Annotated in this window: 16 protein-coding genes; 7 read left to right on the top strand and 9 right to left on the bottom strand. The window is 62.5% G+C overall.

Annotation, left to right across the window (positions count from 1 at the left end; translation table 11 throughout):
* Positions 1-38 precede the first annotated feature (38 nt).
* From Pan216_RS03130 to Pan216_RS03120, 3 genes are all read left to right on the top strand, one after another.
* A complete protein-coding gene (locus Pan216_RS03130) occupies positions 39-1,787 on the top strand; it encodes an ABC transporter permease subunit (protein ID WP_419193203.1) in 1,749 nt (582 codons plus the stop codon).
* Positions 1,788-1,881: 94 nt separating this feature from the next.
* A complete protein-coding gene (locus Pan216_RS03125) occupies positions 1,882-2,463 on the top strand; it encodes a hypothetical protein (protein ID WP_145254679.1) in 582 nt (193 codons plus the stop codon).
* 190 nt (positions 2,464-2,653) lie between these two features.
* Positions 2,654-4,402 carry an ABC transporter permease family protein gene (locus Pan216_RS03120; RefSeq protein ID WP_145254676.1) on the top strand — a complete coding sequence of 583 codons (1,749 nt, stop codon included), beginning with the start codon at positions 2,654-2,656 and terminating at the stop codon, positions 4,400-4,402.
* Here Pan216_RS03120 and Pan216_RS03115 read toward each other — a convergent pair.
* From Pan216_RS03115 to Pan216_RS03105, 3 genes are all read right to left on the bottom strand, one after another.
* Positions 4,399-5,238, bottom strand: a complete 840-nt coding sequence (locus Pan216_RS03115) for a dimethylarginine dimethylaminohydrolase family protein (RefSeq protein ID WP_145254672.1) — start codon at positions 5,236-5,238, stop codon at positions 4,399-4,401. The genes Pan216_RS03120 and Pan216_RS03115 overlap by 4 nt on opposite strands.
* Positions 5,239-5,304: 66 nt before the next feature.
* Positions 5,305-6,555: an ornithine cyclodeaminase, nickel-pincer nucleotide-dependent gene (locus tag Pan216_RS03110; RefSeq protein WP_145254669.1), complete on the bottom strand. Its 1,251-nt coding sequence runs from the start codon at positions 6,553-6,555 to the stop codon at positions 5,305-5,307.
* A gap of 350 nt (positions 6,556-6,905) precedes the next feature.
* On the bottom strand, positions 6,906-7,691 hold the full coding sequence (locus Pan216_RS03105; protein WP_145254666.1) for a dsRNA-binding motif domain-containing protein: 786 nt from the start codon (positions 7,689-7,691) through the stop codon (positions 6,906-6,908).
* A gap of 650 nt (positions 7,692-8,341) precedes the next feature.
* On the opposite strand from Pan216_RS03105, the gene Pan216_RS03100 reads away from it, so the two are divergent.
* Genes Pan216_RS03100 through Pan216_RS03090 form a run of 3 tightly spaced genes read left to right on the top strand, consistent with a single transcriptional unit; the run spans position 8,342 to position 10,902 of the window.
* Positions 8,342-9,448, top strand: a complete 1,107-nt coding sequence (locus tag Pan216_RS03100) for a gluzincin family metallopeptidase (protein WP_419193202.1) — start codon at positions 8,342-8,344, stop codon at positions 9,446-9,448.
* Positions 9,449-9,502: 54 nt separating this feature from the next.
* Positions 9,503-10,363, top strand: a complete 861-nt coding sequence (locus Pan216_RS03095; protein WP_145254663.1) for a triphosphoribosyl-dephospho-CoA synthase — start codon at positions 9,503-9,505, stop codon at positions 10,361-10,363.
* A gap of 23 nt (positions 10,364-10,386) precedes the next feature.
* On the top strand, positions 10,387-10,902 hold the full coding sequence (locus tag Pan216_RS03090) for a 6-pyruvoyl trahydropterin synthase family protein (protein WP_419193201.1): 516 nt from the start codon (positions 10,387-10,389) through the stop codon (positions 10,900-10,902).
* A gap of 162 nt (positions 10,903-11,064) precedes the next feature.
* Here Pan216_RS03090 and Pan216_RS03085 read toward each other — a convergent pair whose 3' ends face one another.
* Both Pan216_RS03085 and Pan216_RS03080 read right to left on the bottom strand, forming a co-directional pair.
* Positions 11,065-11,502 (bottom strand): hypothetical protein, encoded by a 438-nt coding sequence (locus tag Pan216_RS03085; protein WP_145254660.1) that lies wholly within the window; start codon positions 11,500-11,502, stop codon positions 11,065-11,067.
* Positions 11,503-11,559: 57 nt separating this feature from the next.
* Complete coding sequence (locus tag Pan216_RS03080) at positions 11,560-12,069, bottom strand: hypothetical protein (RefSeq protein ID WP_145254657.1); 510 nt, start codon at positions 12,067-12,069, stop codon at positions 11,560-11,562.
* Positions 12,070-12,767: 698 nt separating this feature from the next.
* Here Pan216_RS03080 and Pan216_RS03075 point away from each other — a divergent pair.
* Positions 12,768-13,634 (top strand): bifunctional 5,10-methylenetetrahydrofolate dehydrogenase/5,10-methenyltetrahydrofolate cyclohydrolase, encoded by an 867-nt coding sequence (locus Pan216_RS03075; protein WP_145254654.1) that lies wholly within the window; start codon positions 12,768-12,770, stop codon positions 13,632-13,634.
* A 414-nt stretch (positions 13,635-14,048) separates the two neighbouring features.
* Here the strand turns inward: Pan216_RS03075 and Pan216_RS03070 are convergent, their stop codons facing one another.
* From Pan216_RS03070 to Pan216_RS03055, 4 genes are all read right to left on the bottom strand, one after another.
* Positions 14,049-14,765: a GAF domain-containing protein gene (locus Pan216_RS03070; protein WP_145254651.1), complete on the bottom strand. Its 717-nt coding sequence runs from the start codon at positions 14,763-14,765 to the stop codon at positions 14,049-14,051.
* A 541-nt stretch (positions 14,766-15,306) separates the two neighbouring features.
* Complete coding sequence (locus Pan216_RS03065; RefSeq protein ID WP_145254648.1) at positions 15,307-15,621, bottom strand: hypothetical protein; 315 nt, start codon at positions 15,619-15,621, stop codon at positions 15,307-15,309.
* 271 nt (positions 15,622-15,892) lie between these two features.
* Positions 15,893-18,001 (bottom strand): TolC family protein, encoded by a 2,109-nt coding sequence (locus Pan216_RS03060; RefSeq protein ID WP_145254645.1) that lies wholly within the window; start codon positions 17,999-18,001, stop codon positions 15,893-15,895.
* Between the two features lie 361 nt (positions 18,002-18,362).
* Complete coding sequence (locus Pan216_RS03055) at positions 18,363-19,382, bottom strand: Gfo/Idh/MocA family protein (protein WP_145254642.1); 1,020 nt, start codon at positions 19,380-19,382, stop codon at positions 18,363-18,365.
* Positions 19,383-19,500 lie beyond the last annotated feature (118 nt).

Genomic DNA, 19,500 nt, shown 5'->3' with positions numbered 1-19,500 from the left:
CTACCGGAAGAACGTCGGGAAGGGAAGGACCGTTCACAGTGCGTGCGTTGGATCTCGTGGGACCGATCCTCGGGTGGGAAGCGATACGCCATGCGCGACGCTGGAAGACCTTCCTGCTGCGAGCGGGATACGTCGCTCTCCTCCTCGTCATCCTTCTCTCCGTGCGGTCGGTCGTCGACGTGAAGATCGGCACGGGGATCCCCGATGAAGCGGCCGTCGCTCATACCTTCTTCCTGTGGATGACGTTCGTCCAGCTCCTCGCGGTGCTCATCCTGACGCCCAACTACGTCGCGACGCCGATCGCCCTCGAAAAGGAACGGCGGACCTTCGACCACCTCTTCGACACCCACCTCTCCAACCGCGAGATCGCCCTCGGCAAGTGGATCGGCAGCACCCTGACCGTCCTGCAGTTCCTCCTCGCCGGCGCGCCGGTCCTCGCCTTCTCGACCTTCCTCGGCGGCGTCGATCCGCTGCGTCTGACGCTTCTGACCATCGTCACGCTCGCGACCCTCTTCTCCGCGTCGGCGATCTGCCTGTTCGTCTCGATCATCAGCCCCACCGTCAAAGCGAGCGTCGGCAACGGCCAATGGGCGGTCGTCGTGCTGCTCCTCATCCTGCCCTGCGTCCCGTGGCTGATCGTCGCCGCGCTGCGAGCTTATGGTCAGTGGATCGATCTCGGCGACACCCCGGCGTCGGTCCTCACCACCCTGTCGCACTACACCGGCTTGGCGATGATCGTCGAGCCTTTCGTCTTCTACGCGTGGATCATCAGTGCCTTCGCGGAAGATCCACGTTTCGTGTGGATGACGCTCGCATACGTGGTGGCGCACGGACTGGTGGGGATGGTCTTTCTGCGGATCTCGTGCGTCCGGGTGCGAGCCGCCTTTCGGAGCGGGCGCGTGCGGACTTCCACCACGAGCAAGTCGAAACGCCCTTCGCGGGGACGAAAGACGATCCCGGTGGGGGACGACGCGATGTTCTGGAAGGAATGGACGTTTCCCGACCTGCTCGCCCGAGCCCCCCGATGGGGAAAAGCCGTCCGCTATATCATCGCCACCATCTACACCACCCTACTCCTGGCGTGTCTCTACACCCTGTCGGTCTGGTGGGGGACGAAGCAGCGAGAGATGCTCATGATCGCAACCGTGACGTCCTCGATCTTCCTCTCGCTGTTCGGGGTGATCGCGTTCGTCACGTCGATCGGCCGGGCCGCGGGCAGCTTCGCCAACGAGCGCGATCAGGAAAGCTGGATACTCGTCCTCGCCACGCCCCTGACCGCGTGGGAGATCGTCCGCGCCAAGCACGTCGCGGCCCTGAAACCGATCCTCTACTACCTGGCCCTGTCCGTCCCCTTCGCGGCCATTTTGTTCCTCGGCCAGGAAGATCTCGACGGGTTTCAGCTCATCGCCATGCCGTTTTTCACGCTTCTCTACGGCTGGTTCATGGTCGCTCTTGGCCAATACCTCTCGCTATGCTGCAAGACCGGCCGGACCGCGTTTGTCCTGACGCTGGTGGGCGGCTACGTGATCGGCGGTCTGATCCCATCGCTTCTTTGGGGGTTCCTCTTCAATCGATCGGGCTATCGTCCCAGCGGCTACGAGCGGACCGTGGGCGAGGCCGCCTGGGGACTGCTCTTCTTCCTCACCTACGTCGTCCTCGGCGGCTTCCTCCTCCGCCGCTGCGTCCTCACCTTCGACCGCACCTTCGACCGCACCTTCGGCCGCATCGCGTCGGCGGGGACGGCTCCGAGCGACTCGCCCCCCTCAACGTTCCCAAACGCCCGTTGAGCGATCAGAGCCATTTCATGCTTCCTATAGTCCGTCGCTCGCGGGATGATGCAATTCTGATCCTGGAGCCTGTAGAGCAAGTGGAACCGGAGCCATGCGCGGCGTCGCGGCCATCGTTCACTGGGATATTGTTCGCCGAACTCGCGATCGGCGTGTCTTCCTGACGCGACTGGGGTACGTGACCGCCCTTGCGTTCATCCTCGCGAGCACCGTGGCCGGATGCTTCTTTCAAGGCTCCACGAGCGTCCAACACAAACCGCCCGCTTACGATCTCTTCGTCGCCATCAGCTTTCTGCAACTCACCACGATCACCTTCCTCACGCCCCTGTCGATGGCGGATTTGCTTCCCAACGAGCAACGTCGCGGCACCCTCGAGCCGCTGCTTCTCCGCAAGTCGGGGATGGCGTTGTTGTTCACGGTTGGAGCCTACTTCACCCTCATGACGCTGACGCCCTTGCCGCTCTTAGTGCTCGTCCGCGCTTTCATCCCCTGGTCGAACAGCGGCTGGTCGGGGCCCCTCAGTCTCTTCCTGTGCGTCGCCATCTCGTGGCTCACCGTCGCCTACCTCATTCATCAACAGAACGTCGCGTCATTCGATGCCGCCTTCGGACGCATGCCCTCCGAGCGTATCCCCGCAGTCCGCGTGGTGAACCACTCGGCTCCATCGGGCGTATGACAGCAAGGGACTCGGAAGCCGAGTGACGGTAGTCCCCCCAAACCTGGTGGTCGTCCTCGCTTGCCCTGAGCGGGGAAGAACTTTATCATTGCCCTATCTGGGGAAGTGCGCGGGCAAGTTCAGTGGCAGTGGGAAGCCGGGCGATCAACCCCAACAGCGCCCGCCCCGGCGGGCTCATGGGAGAAGTCGATTGCTCTGGGGACCGATCTTCGCGCGGGAAGCCCTTACCACTCCTCGCCGACCACGTTACGCCACGCTCCGCACCGGTTATGCCGCCCTGCTCTTCGTCCTCATGTGGACCGCATGGCAAGCGATCATCGGCTTCCAGCAGGTCCAGCGCATCGGCGATTTGGCCTACTTCAACGTCGTTCTCTTCCAACTGCTCGCCTTCACCCAGCTCGCGATCCTGCTCTTTCTCGCCTGCATCGCCGGCGTCTCGTCGATCAGCTACGAAAAGGCGCGCCGCACCTTCATCCTCTTGCTGATCACCCGATTGCCCGACCACGAGATCATCGTCGACAAGTTCTTCTGCTGCCTGCTGCAAGTCGGTAGCTTTCTCGTCGCCGGCGTGCCGATCTTCATGCTGATGGTCCTCTTCGGGGGAATCAGCTTCACCCAAGTCTTCGAGGTCCAAGCCGCGACGCTCGGCGCGATTCTCCTGACCAGTTCCCTCGCGGTCCTGATGGCGACCTGGCGTGAGCAAACCTTCCAGGCGTTCGCCCTGACCGGGCTGGTCCTCGCTCTCTGGGTCCTCGTCATCGAACTGATCGCGGTCGGGCTGGGCGGACTGACCATCCTCGGGCAGCCCTTCGTCAACTGGTGCACCATCATCTCCCCCTTCCGCGCCGTCGCGGCCGCGACCGACTTGGGAGAAACCTCCGTCGCGTTCCGCCAGTCGATACGGCCGGGGCTGATCTTCCTCGTCCTGACCACGTTGACGTCGGTCGGGCTCCTCGTCTGGACCACCTACCGCTTGCGGGCCTGGAATCCGCGTGGCGAACCGATCATGCAGCGGGAGGAGACCTCCGAGGCGGAGAAGAAGGGGCTCGCCCACCCGTTCGCCAAGGACAAGGTCCGCAAGGTCTGGCGCAATCCGGTTCTCTGGCGCGAGATCATCACGCGGGCCTACGGCGGCCGACCGGTCGTCGTCAAAGTCGCCTACGTGGCCATCTTCCTACTGCTGCTGGCGGCGCTGCTCTTCGCCCCGGCACCCGAGTCGCGCGGGCATCTCCTCCTCGCCCGCAGTCTCCTGCCGTTGGCGGTGCTCAGCTTGCTCTTGGTCAACGCGCAAGCGGTCACCGCGATCACGACCGAGCGCGACCTAAGATCGATCGACTTGCTGCTCGTCACCGATGTCTCGCCGAAGGAGTTCGTCTTCGGCAAGCTGCTCGGGATCATCTACAACGCGAAAGAGATGGTGATCGGGCCGCTGATCCTGATCGCGGTCGGTGCCATGCGGGGATTCGTCGAACCGATGGCGGTCAGCTACATGCTGATCGATGCGCTGGTGCTGGTCCTTTTCGCGACCGTCCTGGGGGTCCACTTCGGCCTGCGGTACGAGAACACACGGATCGCGATCGCCAACAGCCTCGGCACGATGTTCCTGCTGTTCGTCGGCATTCTCGTCTGCCTGTTCTTGATTCTCGTCAGCGGCCGCTTCGAGGCGCAGTGGGCGAGTTTCATCCTGTTCATCGTGCTTGGCAGCATCGGATTTTGGATCTCGCTCAGTGCCACCGCACCGTCCAACGCGATCGCGCTCACCGCGGCGATGACGCCGTTCGCGACCTTCTATTGCATCGTGGCGGTTCTGCTCGGGGACCAGACCGGTCCATTCCTGGTGGGACTAGGTGTCTACGGGTTCGCGATCGCGGCGATGCTCGTCCCGATGCTCGCGGAGTTCGACGTGGCGACCGGGCGAACGACCGCCGCGGAAGGTTAGGCGGCGAGGCTCTTCCAGATCGCGGCTTCCTCGCCGTCGAGTCGGAGCGTCAAGCACTTGGCGGCTCCGCCGGCCTTGAGGAACTCGGAGAGATCGGCTTGGTGGGCCCGGAAGCCAAGAACCGACAACTGCTCCGCCAAGTGATCACACCCCGCGTTGAAGACGACATCCGATCCGATCACCACCGCGTTGCAGCCGAAGCGCACCGCGTCCTCCTCGGCCACCTCGATGAGTGTTCGGATGTGGGCCTGGAGCACCCGTCGGCCGTAGTCGTCAAAGGCCTCGGGAAAGTAGAGAGCCACCCCCGGCGCCAGCGGGCAAAAACAAGTGTCGAGGTGATAGAACCGCGGGTCGACGAGTTCCAAGCCGAGGACCTGGCAGCCGACGATGTGGGCCAACTTGGTATGGGCGCGGATGTCGCTGCGGTGCAAATAGCCCGCGAAGAGGATGTCGCCACAGAAGAGCGCGTCCCCCGCTCCCTCGAAAGGGGCCGGCGTCGCGAGCGAGGCGACGTTGAAGCCGTGAGCGGTGAACCAACTCTCGAAGTGCGCCGATTCCCCCTGGCGCTCGACATGCCGAAACCGGGAGGAGACGATGCGATCGTGAAAGACCAACCCCGCGTTGGCCGTGAAGACCATGTCGGGCAGTCCGGGAACGGGGTCGACCAACTCGATCGTCGCGCCAAGCTGCTCGAAGATCTGACGGAGCTGGAGCCACTGGATTGTCGCTTTGCCGTGATGGCTCTCGCAAGCGCGACTCATCCAAGGGTTGATCTCGTACTCGATCCCGTAGTGGTCGGGAGGACACATCAACAGTCGAGCCTGACGTCCTGTCATCGTCGGGGAGCCTCCGGATCTAACAGATCTCTCTACCCATCGTCGCGGTCCGCGAACGGTGCCTGCCTACGGGGTCTCCGCCCCGAGTAGCTCGAAGATCAGCGCCCGCAGAAAGGGTTCGACGTCGGTCACGATGCCGACCGACTGCGCGGTGCCGCGATCGGCGAGCTTGGTCACCGTCGCCGGGTTGATGTCGACACAGGCGATCGGGATCGACGCGGGCAAAATGTTGCCGGTCGCGATCGAGTGAAGGGTCGTCGCGATCATGAGACAGAAACCGACGCCGACGCGCATCGCGCGCATGCGGTCGACCGCTTCGACGCAGTTGGTCATCACGTCGGGGAGCGGGCCATCGTCGCGAATCGAGCCGGCGAGCAGGTACTCGACGCCGTGCTGGACACACTCGTACATGATGCCCGAACGAATGACTCCTTGTTTGACCGCCGGGCGAATGCCGCCGGCCCGTCGAATCGTGTTGATGGCGCGTAGATGGTGTTCGTGCCCCTCGTGCATGGGATAGCCACGCTCCAGATCGACACCGAGGCTCGTGCCCATCAGGGCTTGTTCGATGTCGTGGGTCGCCAGGGCGTTGCCGGCGAAGAGGACCTGAACGAAGCCGCCGCGGATCAGTCGACAGATGTGTTCGCCGGCGCCGGTGTGAACGATGGCCGGCCCGCCAACGAGGAGGATCTTCTCGCCGCGCTCGCGCGTCTGCCGGAACTCCTCGGCGATATCACGAACCGTCACCCCCTTGGGCTTTTCGCTGCTGACTTCGCTGGTCATGAACTGGAACGTACCCGCGTCGCTCTTGCGGGGCGACTGCGGCAGAACGCGGACGCCCTTGCGTCCGACGACCACCAGATCTCCAAGGGCCACCCGGTGCATCGGCACGCAGCGAGCACTCTTGTGATCGGCGCCGATGACGATGCCGCAGTCCATCTCCTGGTCATCGACCAGGATCCAGGAACCGTCGACGCGGACCTGGGTCGGGAGGTTGGTGGTGCTGGCGAAGCCTTCTGGGAAAGTCCCTTCGATGTCCGCCACCTGACAGTCGGCATCCTCCGCCTCGACCGACGTGGCGCCGTGGGGGCCGAGCTTGTGGAGGATCGACTCGAGGGTTGTGGGGTTGTCGGCCCGAACTTCGATCTCCGCCCAGCTCGGATCGTGCCGCGAACGACCGATCTCGATGTCGAGGATCTCGTAGCGTCCCCCATCGCTGAGGATCAGATCGAGGACCTTGGGCAAGATCAACGCGTCGATGATGTGCCCTTCCAGGCGGACGCGTTCGCGGCAAGGTGGTGATGGGGATTGGTTCATCGCACTTCCCCCAAGGGGAGGTCGCCGGAGGGGAAAACCCCCAAGCGTGATACCGTGGACGCCAAAGAAGCGCGACCATTGCCGCGGCGTCGTGGGGCGATGCCGTGGCCTCGACTGGCCAGTGAATGCTAAATCGGGACCGAGAAAGCGTCAAGGGACGCTTGGCTCACCCAGCGCGTCGGCGGCCCGGCGAGTGGAATGACGTTAACGACAGCTGACGCGAACAAGGTGTCGCGATCGTGGGAGAGGAGAAGGCAAAAAGAAAGGCCGACGAATCGCCGACCCTCTTCCTACGTTCGAGATGAAGCGGAGACGGCGAGCATCGAATCTCACCGAGCCGCCGTGAGGAACTACTTCTTCTTCTCTTCCTTCTTGTCGCCAGCGTCCTTGGACTTGGCGGGAGAGGCCTTGGGCTGCGCCGGTTGCGTCGCGGCGGGGGCCTGGCTCCAGGTGAACCGATCGACCACCGGCAACACGGCCTCGTGCAGCACCTCTTGGAAGAGAGGCGAACCCCCCATCAGGTTGAGGGCTTTCACCGCCGCGGAGTCGGACTTGCCGGCCGCCACTTCCATCGTCCGGCCATCCTTGTCGACGAGGACGTAGAAGGTCTCCTCACCGGATGGCCCCTTCTTCGAGATCGCCTTGTAGATGATGCCGGTCTCGACGTCGAAGGGTCCCTTCGGGGCGGGTTCGACGGGCGAGTAGGCGCGGATGCCGGTCGAGAGCGCCTGCTGGATCACGCCGCCGATCTGGCGAACGGACTCCTCGCTGCTCATGCCCTTGAGCTGTTCGAGGCGTTCCTCGAGCGTTTTGATCTTGCGATTGTCGGACTGCCGATCGGTGCGGTTGATAAAGAGAGTGATCATCTCCGCGATCTCGGCGTCCTTGGGAATCTTCTCCTTGACCTTCTTGCCAAGGTTCCCGCTGGAGATGTTGGCGCCGCCAATGGCATCTCCCTTGCCGGGCGTGGAGACGGAAGCGTTGCCGCCGTCGACGCTGATTTGGGTGGCATCCTCGTCAGTGGCCTGACTTATCACCCAGAAGGCCAGGACGCCTAGGATTACGACATGGACGACAATGGAGACGGTCCAGCCGCCCACATTGGCCTGTTTCTTTTTCGGTGGTGTTTCGCTCATAGTGCCCACATTATACCAACCAAAATTCGGGACGCACGTATCGAGTAACACCATTTTTTCCGGAACTTCGCCAATCCCCCCGAACAAGCGGTCGGATGACGTTGACGAAGGCCCAAACCAACGATCGCGACCATGTTCCACCGTGTAAGAAAGCGGGGAATCCGCGCGAATCGCGGCCCACGACGCTTGGCCCCCTAGAACGCCGACATCGAAAATGATCGCCGTGCGTCCGTTCCATCGACAGCCGAACCTACCCCAACCCTCCCAACGCAAACTCTCGGCTCACGAAAGGATTGACGATTTCCCGGCCTTTACCGCCTTGGAGGGGTCTCGACCACGAACATCCTTCCCGCGTCGGTTTGTCCGTCGGGGCTGCGTCGGGTAAGTTTTTTCAACGACGCGACGGAAGGCGCTGGAGGCCCACCCCGAACAACGACGACGTAACCCTTTTGGCAAAAGAGACCTACGCCGCCAGAACAACGAGAAGCAGGGCACGCGGGCCAACTCGGCACGACCTTTGCAACTCCAGGTGATTCCACACGGCGACGCCCCAAGACGTTGAGCGACTCCGACTGTCGGGGTGATCCGACAGAGCCCGCTCCGCCTTGCTGTCGTCGCGCTGACCAAGACCCCGAGGGAGAGCCAACAACGTGAAGCGTCTCATGCCGGCCGTCGTTGCCGTCTTCAGTCTGCTCATCCCCGCGGGTTCGGCTCTTGGGGCGACGTGGAAGTCGAAGAACTTCGTCGTGAAGGCCCGCCGGGCCGATGTGGCCGAGAAGGTGGCGCGCTACGCCGAGTACTACCGTCGCGAGAAGGCGGTCGAGTGGCTTGGCCAAGAGATCCCCAATTGGGACAAGCCCTGCTCCGTCACCGTGAAAGTGACCTTTGGCGGCGCCGGTGGAGCGACCGCCTTCACCTTCGACAAGGGAGAAATCCTCAACCAACAGATGACCGTCGAAGGGCCTCTCGATCGCATCCTGGAAAGCGTGCTGCCCCACGAAGTGACGCACACGGTCTTCGCCGCCCGCTTTCGGCGTCCGCTGCCGCGCTGGGCCGACGAAGGGGGAGCGGTCCTTTCCGAAGACTACCAGGAACTGGCGCGACACGACCTCATGGTGCGAGAGATGATCAACGGCGGCCGCATGATCCCACTGCGTCGGCTCTTCGTCCTGACCGAGTACCCGCGCGACGTCATGGCCTTGTACGCCCAGGGCTTCTCCGTGGCGAACTACCTCGTCAGCCTCAAGGGGCAAGAGTACGGACGCCAGACCTTCCTCGACTTCGCCTGGGACGGCCAAGAGCAGGGTTGGGACAACGCCGTGCGTCGCCACTACGGCTTCAACAACGTCAACGAACTCGAACAAGCGTGGATCAACTGGTTGATCGACGGCAAGGGAACGGGTGCCGATCGCGCGACCCGACTCGCGATGGCGGATAAACGAGCCAACCGCACGATCGGCAAGGAACGAATCGTTCGCGGAGCGATGCCCGAGGAGACGACGACGCAACCCTCGACGCACGCCTACCGCGATGCGGGTGGTGCTCGCCAGGCCGGACAAGGCGCTCCCGACTGGACTCGCTCGGCGTTGACCGCCCGTCAGTCGGGACAAGGAGATCCGCGAACCGCGGCGCCGATCGGCATGCGTCCGCTTCCGCCCAAGCAGGAGCAGTCAGCCCCGGCCACCACGAATCCGAGTCCCCGCCGCCGCTTGATTCCCGTCGCCGTCGGCCGGACAAGGCGCTCGCACTCGTCGTAGAGCACGGTCTTCAACATGGCGGTGGCCTCTCTCTAAACATCGCGAGGCACCCCCGTGTCGACACCATCGGACATCGCCACCAACGTGCAACTCGCGTCGCTGCTGGAAACGATTTCCCGCAAGGCGGGCAACGTTCATCCCGGTGCTCGCTTCGACGACCTCTCCCTTCTCGATCTCGCTGGCGGCGGCATCGCCATCGGCCCGGTTCTCGCGAACGCTCCCCAGCAACCGCTGGGAGCCACGATCCTGGAGGCCGTCCGCGCGACCCGACACCTCTCCCGCAGCAACGCCAACCTCGGTATCATCCTTCTCCTCGCCCCCCTCGCCTCGGTCTCGGCGAACGACCTGACCCCCGACAACGTCGAACGCGTGCTCGCGACGACGACGGTCTCGGACTCCATCCAAACCTTCGAAGCGATTCGGCTCGCCAATCCCGGCGGGCTGGGAGAGGCCAACGAGCAGGACGTCGCGTCTCAGCCGACCGAATCGTTGCGTGACGTCATGCGGCTGGCCGCGTCGCGAGACCTGATCGCCAAGCAGTACGCCGACGGCTTCGTCGACCTCTTCGACTTTGGGGTCCCCACCCTGACGCGTCTGCTTGGGCATCGAGTGGGCACCGAGGAAGCGGTCGTTCGGCTCCACCTCGAGTGGCTCGCGACCTATCCCGATTCCCTGATCGCCCGCAAATCGAGTTTCCCCACCGCCGAGCACGTCTCCGAGAAAACCCGCACGCTCCTCGCGCGGATCCCGATGGGATGCCTGCTGGGGGATGCCCGCTACTGGGCATTCGACGCCTGGCTCCGGGAAGAGCGACACAACCCCGGCACCAGCGCCGATTTCGTCGCCGCGTCGCTCTATGTCGCCCTTCAGACCGGCGTCGTAAGATGGAAGGAATTGGCCGACCACTGGCGCTGAGCGGACGCGAAGGGACGGAAATCATGGCGGAACGATTCGGAGTCGAAGTCACCAAGGATGTTCTCGTCTTCTCGGCGGCGCACTTCATCACCTTCAACGGCAACATCTGCGAACGCCTGCACGGTCACAACTGGCGCGTCGCCGTCGAAGTCGATGGGCCTCTCGACGAAAACCACTACGTGTTCGACTTCATCGCCCTTCGCGATCGGACGCGAGCGATCACCGACCGGCTCGACCATCGCGTGCTCTTGCCGACGACCCATCCGCTCATCAGCGTCTTGGTCGAGGAAGAGGATCAACAGGTCACCGCTCGCTTCGAGGAGCGTCGCTGGAGTTTCCCGCGCGAAGACTGCATCTTACTTCCGATCGCCAACACGACCGCGGAGTTGATCGCTCGCTGGATCGGGCTCGAGTTGCTGGAAGCGCTGCGCGGTGATGGTAAGCCAATCCCGCCGGTCCTGCGGGTGAAGGTCGAGGAGAATTTTGGCCAGTGGGCGATCTGGGAGCAGACCCAGGATGACGCCAGCTCGCCGACGTAGGTTCGTGCGTCGCGAGGTTCTTGATGGTGGGTCGAGATCCACTCGACTGCCTCAGGGCGATCTCCGAGCTCTCGCGATGCCAAGAAATGGAAGCGGGCGTCCGCGCCATGAACCTGGCCCGAACGCCCGTTTCGCATTGTCGACGGTCCAACAATCGACGAATCAGAATTGGCGGTAGTCGACCTCCACCTTGCCGCAGGGCTTGAAGAGGACGACGACGCGGTTCTTCAGAAACCCGTAGTCGTAGACGACGCGATCCTGCTTGATCTTCACCGTCGGCTTGCCCACGGGAAGGGTCAACGGAACGGTGATCGCCTTGCCGGTGTAGGGATGCTGGAACGTCACGATCTGGTTGGGAACGCCGGCGCCAAAATCTTTGGAGCTGCTCCCACCGGGAACGCAGGTCGGGCAGGAGCCGCCGCTCAAGTTGCCCGCGGCGCTGGGCGTGGAGCCCAAGCCGAGGTAGCCCGATCCCCGCTCCGCCGATTGGACGGCACGAGCTTCGGACCCGACAAAGAGTACTCGGTAGCCCGCCGAAGCCTCCTCGACCGCGAAGCCGAGACAGCAAACGGCGATGCCCGCACAAAGTAGCTGTTTCACGATATCCTCCTTTTCATCTCTTCCGAGCGTGTCGTCGAGAGAGAGCTTGGTATTCCGTTACTGCGGTGGCCCGGGAACGAGCAACGGCCGAGGCTGCTCATTCTTGGAAGAGGGGGATCCCAGCGTCGCTCCGGACGAGGCGGAGTTCTGGGATCCGCCTTGGTTCGAGTTCGAGTAGGCGCCGTTGTTGGGCGCGGGTTGATTGGTCGGCGCTGATCCGAGAAACGGCTGCTGTTGCAACTGCGCGTTCGGAGCCGCCTGCCAAGGTTGTCTGGGAACCACGACAGCGGCCTGCGGGGCCGGCTGAGCGGGTTGCGCCGGGATCGCCAAGGCGGTCGGAGCGGGTTGCGCGACGACCGCGGGCACGGCGGTCGCCACCGGCGCGGAGTTGACGGGTGCTGTCGGAACCTGAACCGGACGCGACTGGTTCAGGGGAGGAGCCTTGGGGGAGCCCGGAGGGGCGTAGGAACTGAGAATACGTGGCTTGCAACATGGCTTCGAAGCGCAGCCGAGCGTGAAGCCGGCGACGGCCACGAGCGCGATCATGGTGCCGATTCTGCCTCGCATGAGTGCTCTCCTTTGTCTTCAATCCGTCGTGCCTTCCAAAGGCTCGGCCGTGAGCCCGGTGAGTATCGGCCGAACAGAGGGTTCTCGAGTCGCCAACGCGGCGCGCACGAAGACCCTAGGCGACAAGCTGCACGGAGGCCCGCCGCTCTCTAACCGAAGCCTGATTCGAACCGATGAAGGTCCACGATCACGTGGGTCTGAAGGCGACGAGATCGCCATCGGTCTTGGGACGTCCCCCCTTCTCGCGGAAGGGCATCGACCCGGTCGAGCCGGCGTTCGCCAAGCTCTCACGACACGGACGACCTTCCTCGTTCGAAGAAGATCAATTGACATCCACGCGAGTAGGATACGCCTTGTGTCAACCGATAGTCAACGACTTGGCATGACGCCAACCGCCGCTTTGTAAAACTTTCCTTTCTGGCGGCTGCTAAACCCCTTACAGTCCCTAGGGACCTCGCAACTTGACACCAAATCACGGCTACATTCGGTGACTTGGCGCCTTCGAGGCGCTTCGAGCCCCGTTGGACACACGGGTCGAGAGCGCCCGTTTCGCGCGCCGTGGGTTCGGTCTCGCGTAGCTGCGCGGATGGTAACGATCGCGCGGGCCGGGCGGGGTTCGGTCCCTCCTACGGCGCCGACTCATAGAACATCCTTGTCGTGATCGGTGCCAACGAATGCGTCGGGAGGATGTGGCGAACGTGAGTGCGAGCATCATTGATGGCAAGAGGATCGCCAAGGAGCTTCGAGAAGAGATCGCCGGACGCGTCGCGTCGTTTCGCGGCGAGCATTCGATTCAGCCGAAGCTGGTCGCGATCTTGGTCGGCGAGGATCCCGCGAGCCAAGTCTACATTCGCAACAAGCAGCGCGCCTGCGAACAGGCCGGACTGGCGAGCTCGCTGATCCGCCTGCCCGACTCCGTGTCGCAATCGGAGCTACTTGGCCAGATCGAGGATCTCAACCAAGCTCCGGACGTCCACGGCATACTCGTCCAGTTGCCGCTCCCCGAGGGGATCTCGGCTGACTTGGTCCTGCGAGCGATTCGCCCGGAAAAGGATGTCGACTGCTTTCATCCCGAGAACGTTGGGATGCTGGCGATCGGAACGCCGCGATTTCTGCCCTGCACGCCCGCGGGCGTGGTCGAGTTGCTCAAACGCTCCGGGGTCGAGACGCGAGGGGCGCATGTCGTCATCTGCGGCCGCAGCAACATCGTCGGCAAACCGCTGGCGTTGATGATGATGCAAAAGGGCGACGGAGGCGACGCGACCGTGAGCGTTTGCCACAGCCGTTCGCGAAATCTGGAGGAACTGACCCGGCAAGCCGACATTCTCGTCGCGGCGGTCGGGCGAGAGGGCTTCATCACCGGCTCGATGATTCGGCCCGGAGCGACGGTCATCGACGTGGGTACCAACCGTAGCGCGAACGGGAAGCTCGTGGGTGACGTCGTCTTCGAGGAAGCGGTCGAGATTGCCGGCGCGATCACCCCGGTGCCAGGCGGCGTCGGTCCGATGACCGTCACTCTGCTGCTGGAGAACACCCTCCGCGGAGCTCGACGAACAGTCCGTTGATTCAAGCGGGCCATGGAGAGAACGAGACATGTTGGCCAAGATCAAGGAGGGAAAACGCAGGCGAATCCGTAGATTTGACGAGGTTTTTCAACGCCGAGATTGGTCAAAAGAGCCGTTCGCAGCCGGCAGCGAATAGATCAACGGGCTGCTATCCAAACAGGACGCTGGGCAAGACTGGTCCGAGACGAGCGGAACGCACTCAGTGGCCGAACATCATTCGCAGGACGCGACTCACATACTGCCGCGGCTCTCGGTCGTAGAGCTTCATCGCGGAGTTGGCAACGTCTCGGCTAATGAGACCAACTCTCGTCCGGGAAAGGAACCGGACCAACCCTTCACGATGGATCACGTCCAACGCCCCTGCCACCTCTTTGCTGGCATGCCCTTTTCGCTCGTCCGCCGTATGAACGCCCATCATCCACCTCCCCACTTATTCTGAGACAGCAGCCCTATTTCACAATGCTCAGCGTCACGAAGAGCGGCCAGGACCTCCAGGTACGGATCGATCCTCTTGACCACTCTCTCTTCCGCGTGCCAGAACGCGTACGGCTTTGACGTATCGAGCGTCAGGACTCCAAGACACGTCGATTTCGAGTCCTGATACGTCTTGATGATCGGCACAATCAGCACGCTTCGGTATTTGGGCTTCTCGTTGGAGGAGAGACGTACCTTCGGAAACAAATCCTGATTCCAGAAGTCGGCAATCGCACGATGTTTGCCCGCCTTCGCGACATAGAAGGCCGCGGCCGTTTCGCTCGACACGGTCCGGTCGGTCGACCTGGTGACCGAGCTGGTCGGATCGACTTTGGCGACGAGGTGAAGGTTCATCGCTTGGTCATCGGGGAAAAAGAAAAGAGTCGCATTGGCCCAATGTTGGTTCCCCAAGCCGAGCGTTTCCTTTGCCTCGTGAAGGATGCACTGAAGCGACTTCGTCCTCAGCATCGCCTTGTCCGCCGAGCTGAGCTTCCTAATGTTCTGCATCAACTCAGCAACAAGGTCTGCCAAAGCTCCCTGTAGCTCCTCGGAAATCCGGCTCGATCGTCCGGCCTTGCGAAGCACGCCAAACAGCCAGCTACTTCCTCCGAGCATGACGAGAATAACGGTGCCTTGATAGGCGGTCGATGCGTTCATCGCCCCCGTCGAGTAGGGAAACCAAATGGGATAGGTCACCAGTGCCAGGGAAGACGCGCACCAAAGTGATGACCAAACGAAGTCCCCAACACCGAACATCACCTCCGGGAGAATTTCGCCTCGCAACCAATAGTGCCAAAGAAACCCAAGCCAAGAACGCCAACGGGGAGTGAGGCCCGCGTCTCCATCTCCCAAGGCCCACTGTTGACGGCGGTGACGCAGACCATCTCGAACGGAACCATCCAACTCGACTCTCCAAACAACACGCCGAACTCCGCATGGACCATCAGGCCCACATTCTCCCAGGGGGATAGGTGTTGGTCAATCGCGGCTGTTCTCTTCGCTTCGACGTGAAAAAGCGGATGCGGTGGATGTCTCTCATCCCGTCGATCCATTCCCCGTCGGCTGCGAACGGCACGCTCAGATCGCCGAACCGTCAAGGGTTGGCCTCCGCGCTCCAGAAAGACGAGATGTCGTCCGTTGTAAGTATTGGTTGGATATGACGTGAAGGAGACGAAGCGGCCAGCGCTCGCGTCGCGACTCAGGCGTCTTTCGACTTCTTCAAGCGTGCCTGATCGCGGATCTCGATGAGACGTCGTTCGATGCGCTGGAGAGCGTGTAGGATCGGCGACAGCGCGATGAAGAGATATCCCAGGAAGGCCCACGGGCCGATCTGGGTGGTGAAGACCGACAGCAAGATGCCGATCACCAAGAGCGCCAACGGAAAGACTTCGACGAACCCATCCCAGAGCGAGACATTGACGACCGGCGAGTCGTTCGTCTTCGCCGCGTCGCCCGAAACGGACTCCCGCTGTCCGTCCACGTCGTCGTCGGTCATCTTCGACTTGGATTTCACGGGAAGCCAAGTCGTGACCCTATCTATCCACTTCGCTGCCATGGCGTTGTTTTAAGAGTGTCCTTCTTCCCGAACAACTGACCAGGGTGGGCAACCAGGGAAAGAGCCGGGCTCCGTCCATTCCCGATACTGATTCGCCCGTCGCGAGCGGATCTTGGAGTGGCACGCCAGCCGCCAGCGTCCTTCCCGAGTCCCTACTGACATACGAAAAAGGACGGCGGGAGTGATCCCGTCGTCCTCTTCGTGTCAACGATTCCCGAGTTGGCCCCGACTAGCGAATCGGCGGCGTGCCGGTCGATGGCAACTCGGTCCCGGAACCCGGCGGCGAGAAAGGCAACTCCGCCGGCGGCTCACCGATCTGCCCCGACTCCGGTCGCAGCGAGGGACCAGCGTTCGACCGGTTGAGTTCCTTGGCCGGATCGACGTCGAGGTTTCGGTTCTCCTGCTCTAGGAGAGGATTGATCGACTCCTCTTCGGTGATGTCCGGGTTGGTCCAGAGCGAGGACGGGTAGAGCGGGCCGTCACAGTCTGGACATGGGAACCAGTTGGACTGGACCTGCTTACCCGGCTTGAGCCGCTTCTTGATCGCGTGGTTCCAACTCCAGTCGCGTTGCTTGAGGTACTTGTCGCAGACCTGCGTGATCTGCTCCTCAGCCACGACCACCGCGTCGTTGTCGAGAATCGTTCCCTTGGAGAATTCCCAAGAGATCAATGACTGGTTGTAGGCGACCACGGCTTGGCTTTCGTCACGCAACGCGTCCGCGAAGGCGTTCTGGGCCTGGAGCAAGACGTCGATGGTCGTCTTGCCTTGACGATAGAACTCTTCCCGAGCCTCGAGCTGCTGCGTCGCGGCCTCGCGGCGGTCCTTCTGAGCCTTGATCAACTCGTAGTTGGTCACGATGTTCTGATACGCTTCGTGCAACTCGATGAAGACGTCGTGCTCCAAGCTGCGAAGCTGGGCACGAGCCTGACTGAGCTGCGTCTGGGCCCGACGCACCGCGGCGTGAGCCGACCGTTCACCGATTTGACGACGCCAACGGAAGCCCATGTACCAGTCCGCGTACCGATTGCGGAACAACGTCTCGACCGAGTGGCTCCAGTCGTCATCCAACCCGGTGATGGACCAGTTGGCGGCAAGCGTCAGGTCGGGCAGCAAGCCGTTCTTCTGGCGGAAGACTTCGAGCTCGGTCGCACGAATCGCGAAGCGCTGAGCTTGCAGTTCCGGCCGCATCTCGAGCGACTCCATGATGCCCAACTTCCAATCGGGATCGTACTCGGCGATGGTCGGCTCGTCAGCCGGGATGATCTGGCGATCGTCATCGGGCGGGAGACCGAGCAAGCGACGCAAGTCACGTTCCTGTGAGAGAACCCGACTGAGTGCTTGGAGACGCGACGCCCGGAAGAACTCGTATTGTTCGCGAGCCTGGGCGACGTCCGGAATGGCCCCGACGCCGACCTCTTGCTTGTTCTTTTCCTTCTGCCAGGTCGCCAGAGCCTGCTTCATGCCCACTTCACGCGAGTAGAGATCCTGGTAGGTGAAGTAAAGCTGCCAGTAGCTGATCTCGACATCGCGAAGCAGTGTGCGAACATCGCGATCGAAGTTCCGGATCTGCTGTTCGTAGCTGGCCCGGGCGATGAGGATTGGAGCGCGATTGAACTCGACTCCCGCTCCCTGAAGCACCGGTTGCTCGAGGGCGACAGTGAATCGCGAACGCCAGAAGGGATTGATCGTTTGGAAGGCGGTGTTGGGCAACTGGAACTGATAGTCCGCCCCGTAGCCGACGGTCGAGAGGCCACCGGCCGTGTTTCGCTTCGAGACGCGGATCATGTCGGATCCGGGAATCGTCGAGAACTGCGGTCGGGTCGTCGGATTGATGAAGGCACTCTCGGCACCCGTGGTGGCGTTGACGCCGAAGGGGTTCTGAGAGGCACCGCCACCGAAGCCGTCGATGGTGAAGGCGTTGTCGAGTCCCGTCTGGCCTGACTGGATGGCGCTGGTCGCTTGCTGGTCGAGTCGACTCCAGCCCGCTCCAACCTCGTAGAAGGTGTCGAAGGCGGAGAGCTGGGTCTGGATGTCGGTTCCGGAAATCGCCGGTTGCCACCGGACGACCGCAATCGACTTGTTGTACTCCAGCGCCAGACGCTTCGTCTCGTTGAGCGTCAGGTTCCACTTGATCTTGCGAGCCGGCTCACGAACTGTCCGCGGTTCGATCTCCGGGAGGTTCGTCGTGTCGTCGGTCTCGGTCGATCCATAGTCGCCGCTGACCTCGTTGAAGTAGACGTAGTCCGTCTCCGTCACGTGGAAGTAGGGCTTTTGACAGCCCGTCATGACAACGACAAGACAAAAACTCGCAAGCAGCGAAGCCGCTTTTCGATGCATGGGACGATCTCCCGAGGTCCCGAAACCCCCAACCGCGAGAAACACCCGCCTCACGTGAGCCGGAATTTGGTGCTCTTCGCTCTTCCGTTCATCGGCGAGTCGGTTTGAAATGTTTTGTCGAAGATGACGATATTTCGGGATTTCCTCATTTGAACGGTCGGAGGGATTGTGAGGATTGAGAAGACCACGAAAGCCGCGTCAACCTTCATCGAGCGGTCGGCGAACGCGCGGAAAGAAGCCCCCCTGCGCGAACGGGCGAGCGCCTTGGTCCCTCCCTCTTTCGAGGAGCCAACGGCTGCTTGTCTCCCCCTGAGCAGGGGTTAAGGCGCCAGCGACCGGCATCCCATTGGGCTACGGACTCCTAGAAGGAGAGCCCCACCTGCCGACGCAGCTCGTCCAGAACCCGCATGTTCTCGATCGACTCCTCGCTGGCGACCGCGACCGGGGCACCATCGAGGACTGCCGCGGCGAAGTCGTCCGCCTCAAGCCCGTAGAGGGTCGTCCCCGCGTCGACCGCCCATGTTCGCCGAACGTCCCGTGTCCTCGGAAGCGCCGGCCCGTCCATCTTCGGCGGCGTCGACCGCAGCAAGCTGAACTGGGCGTTCAAGGCGGGCGGTTTCCAAGGAATGGGAATCTCGAGAAAACCCTCGCTACCGCATATCGACGCCGTATTGTCCGCATTCACGGTCATGCCGCACTGAAAACTCGCCAGAACACCATCGCGAAACCGAAACGAGCCCACCGCGAGGGTGTCGACTCCCTCGTCCCCGAGGACCGCCATCGCTTGCACTTGCCGGGGACTCTCGCCGACGATCAGTCGCGTGAAACTCACCAGATAGCAGCCGATGTCCATCAGAGCCCCACCGGCCAATCCGGGATCGAAGCGGATATTGCTCTCGCGACGGCGCGTGTGGTAGCAGAAACTCGCCCGAATCATCCGCAGCGATCCGATATCGCCGCGCGCGACGGCTTCGGTGACGGCTTTGGTCAGGGGATGCGACCGGTACATGAAGGCTTCGACGAGTAGACGGCCTGACTTCGTGGCCACCGCGTACATCTCTTCCGCTTCGGCGACGTTTGCGGCGATCGGCTTCTCGCAAAGGACATGCTTTCCCGCCCGTAGCGCCCGCAGCGTCCATTCGTGGTGCATGCTGTTGGGGAGGGAGACATAGACAGCGTCGACCTCGGGATCGTTCAAGAGTTCCTCGTAGGCCCCGAACGCCATGGGAGCTTGGAACTTCTGGGCGAACTGTCGAGCTTTCGTGGACTCCCGGGAAGCAACCGCCTGGAGTCTTCCCCGTCTTGACCCGAGCACGCCTTCGCTGAACTGATTGGCGATGTTTCCCGTACCGAGAATGCCCCAAGATAGCCGTCGCGTCATCGAATACCCCCCTGAGGAGACTTGGAAGAATCGCCCCTTCACGGATCCGTCGCGACGTTCCCCTTGGCGATTTTATGGAGTGGGGTACGTTAGTGGGCGAAAGGGGCCTTCTCGCCGT

The sequence above is a fragment of the Kolteria novifilia genome, from assembly GCA_007748055.1.
Taxonomy (GTDB): Bacteria; Planctomycetota; Planctomycetia; order Kolteriales; family Kolteriaceae; genus Kolteria; species Kolteria novifilia.
Note: the sequence above shows the minus strand (reverse complement) of the source record. Positions and strands in the feature narration are given on the sequence as shown.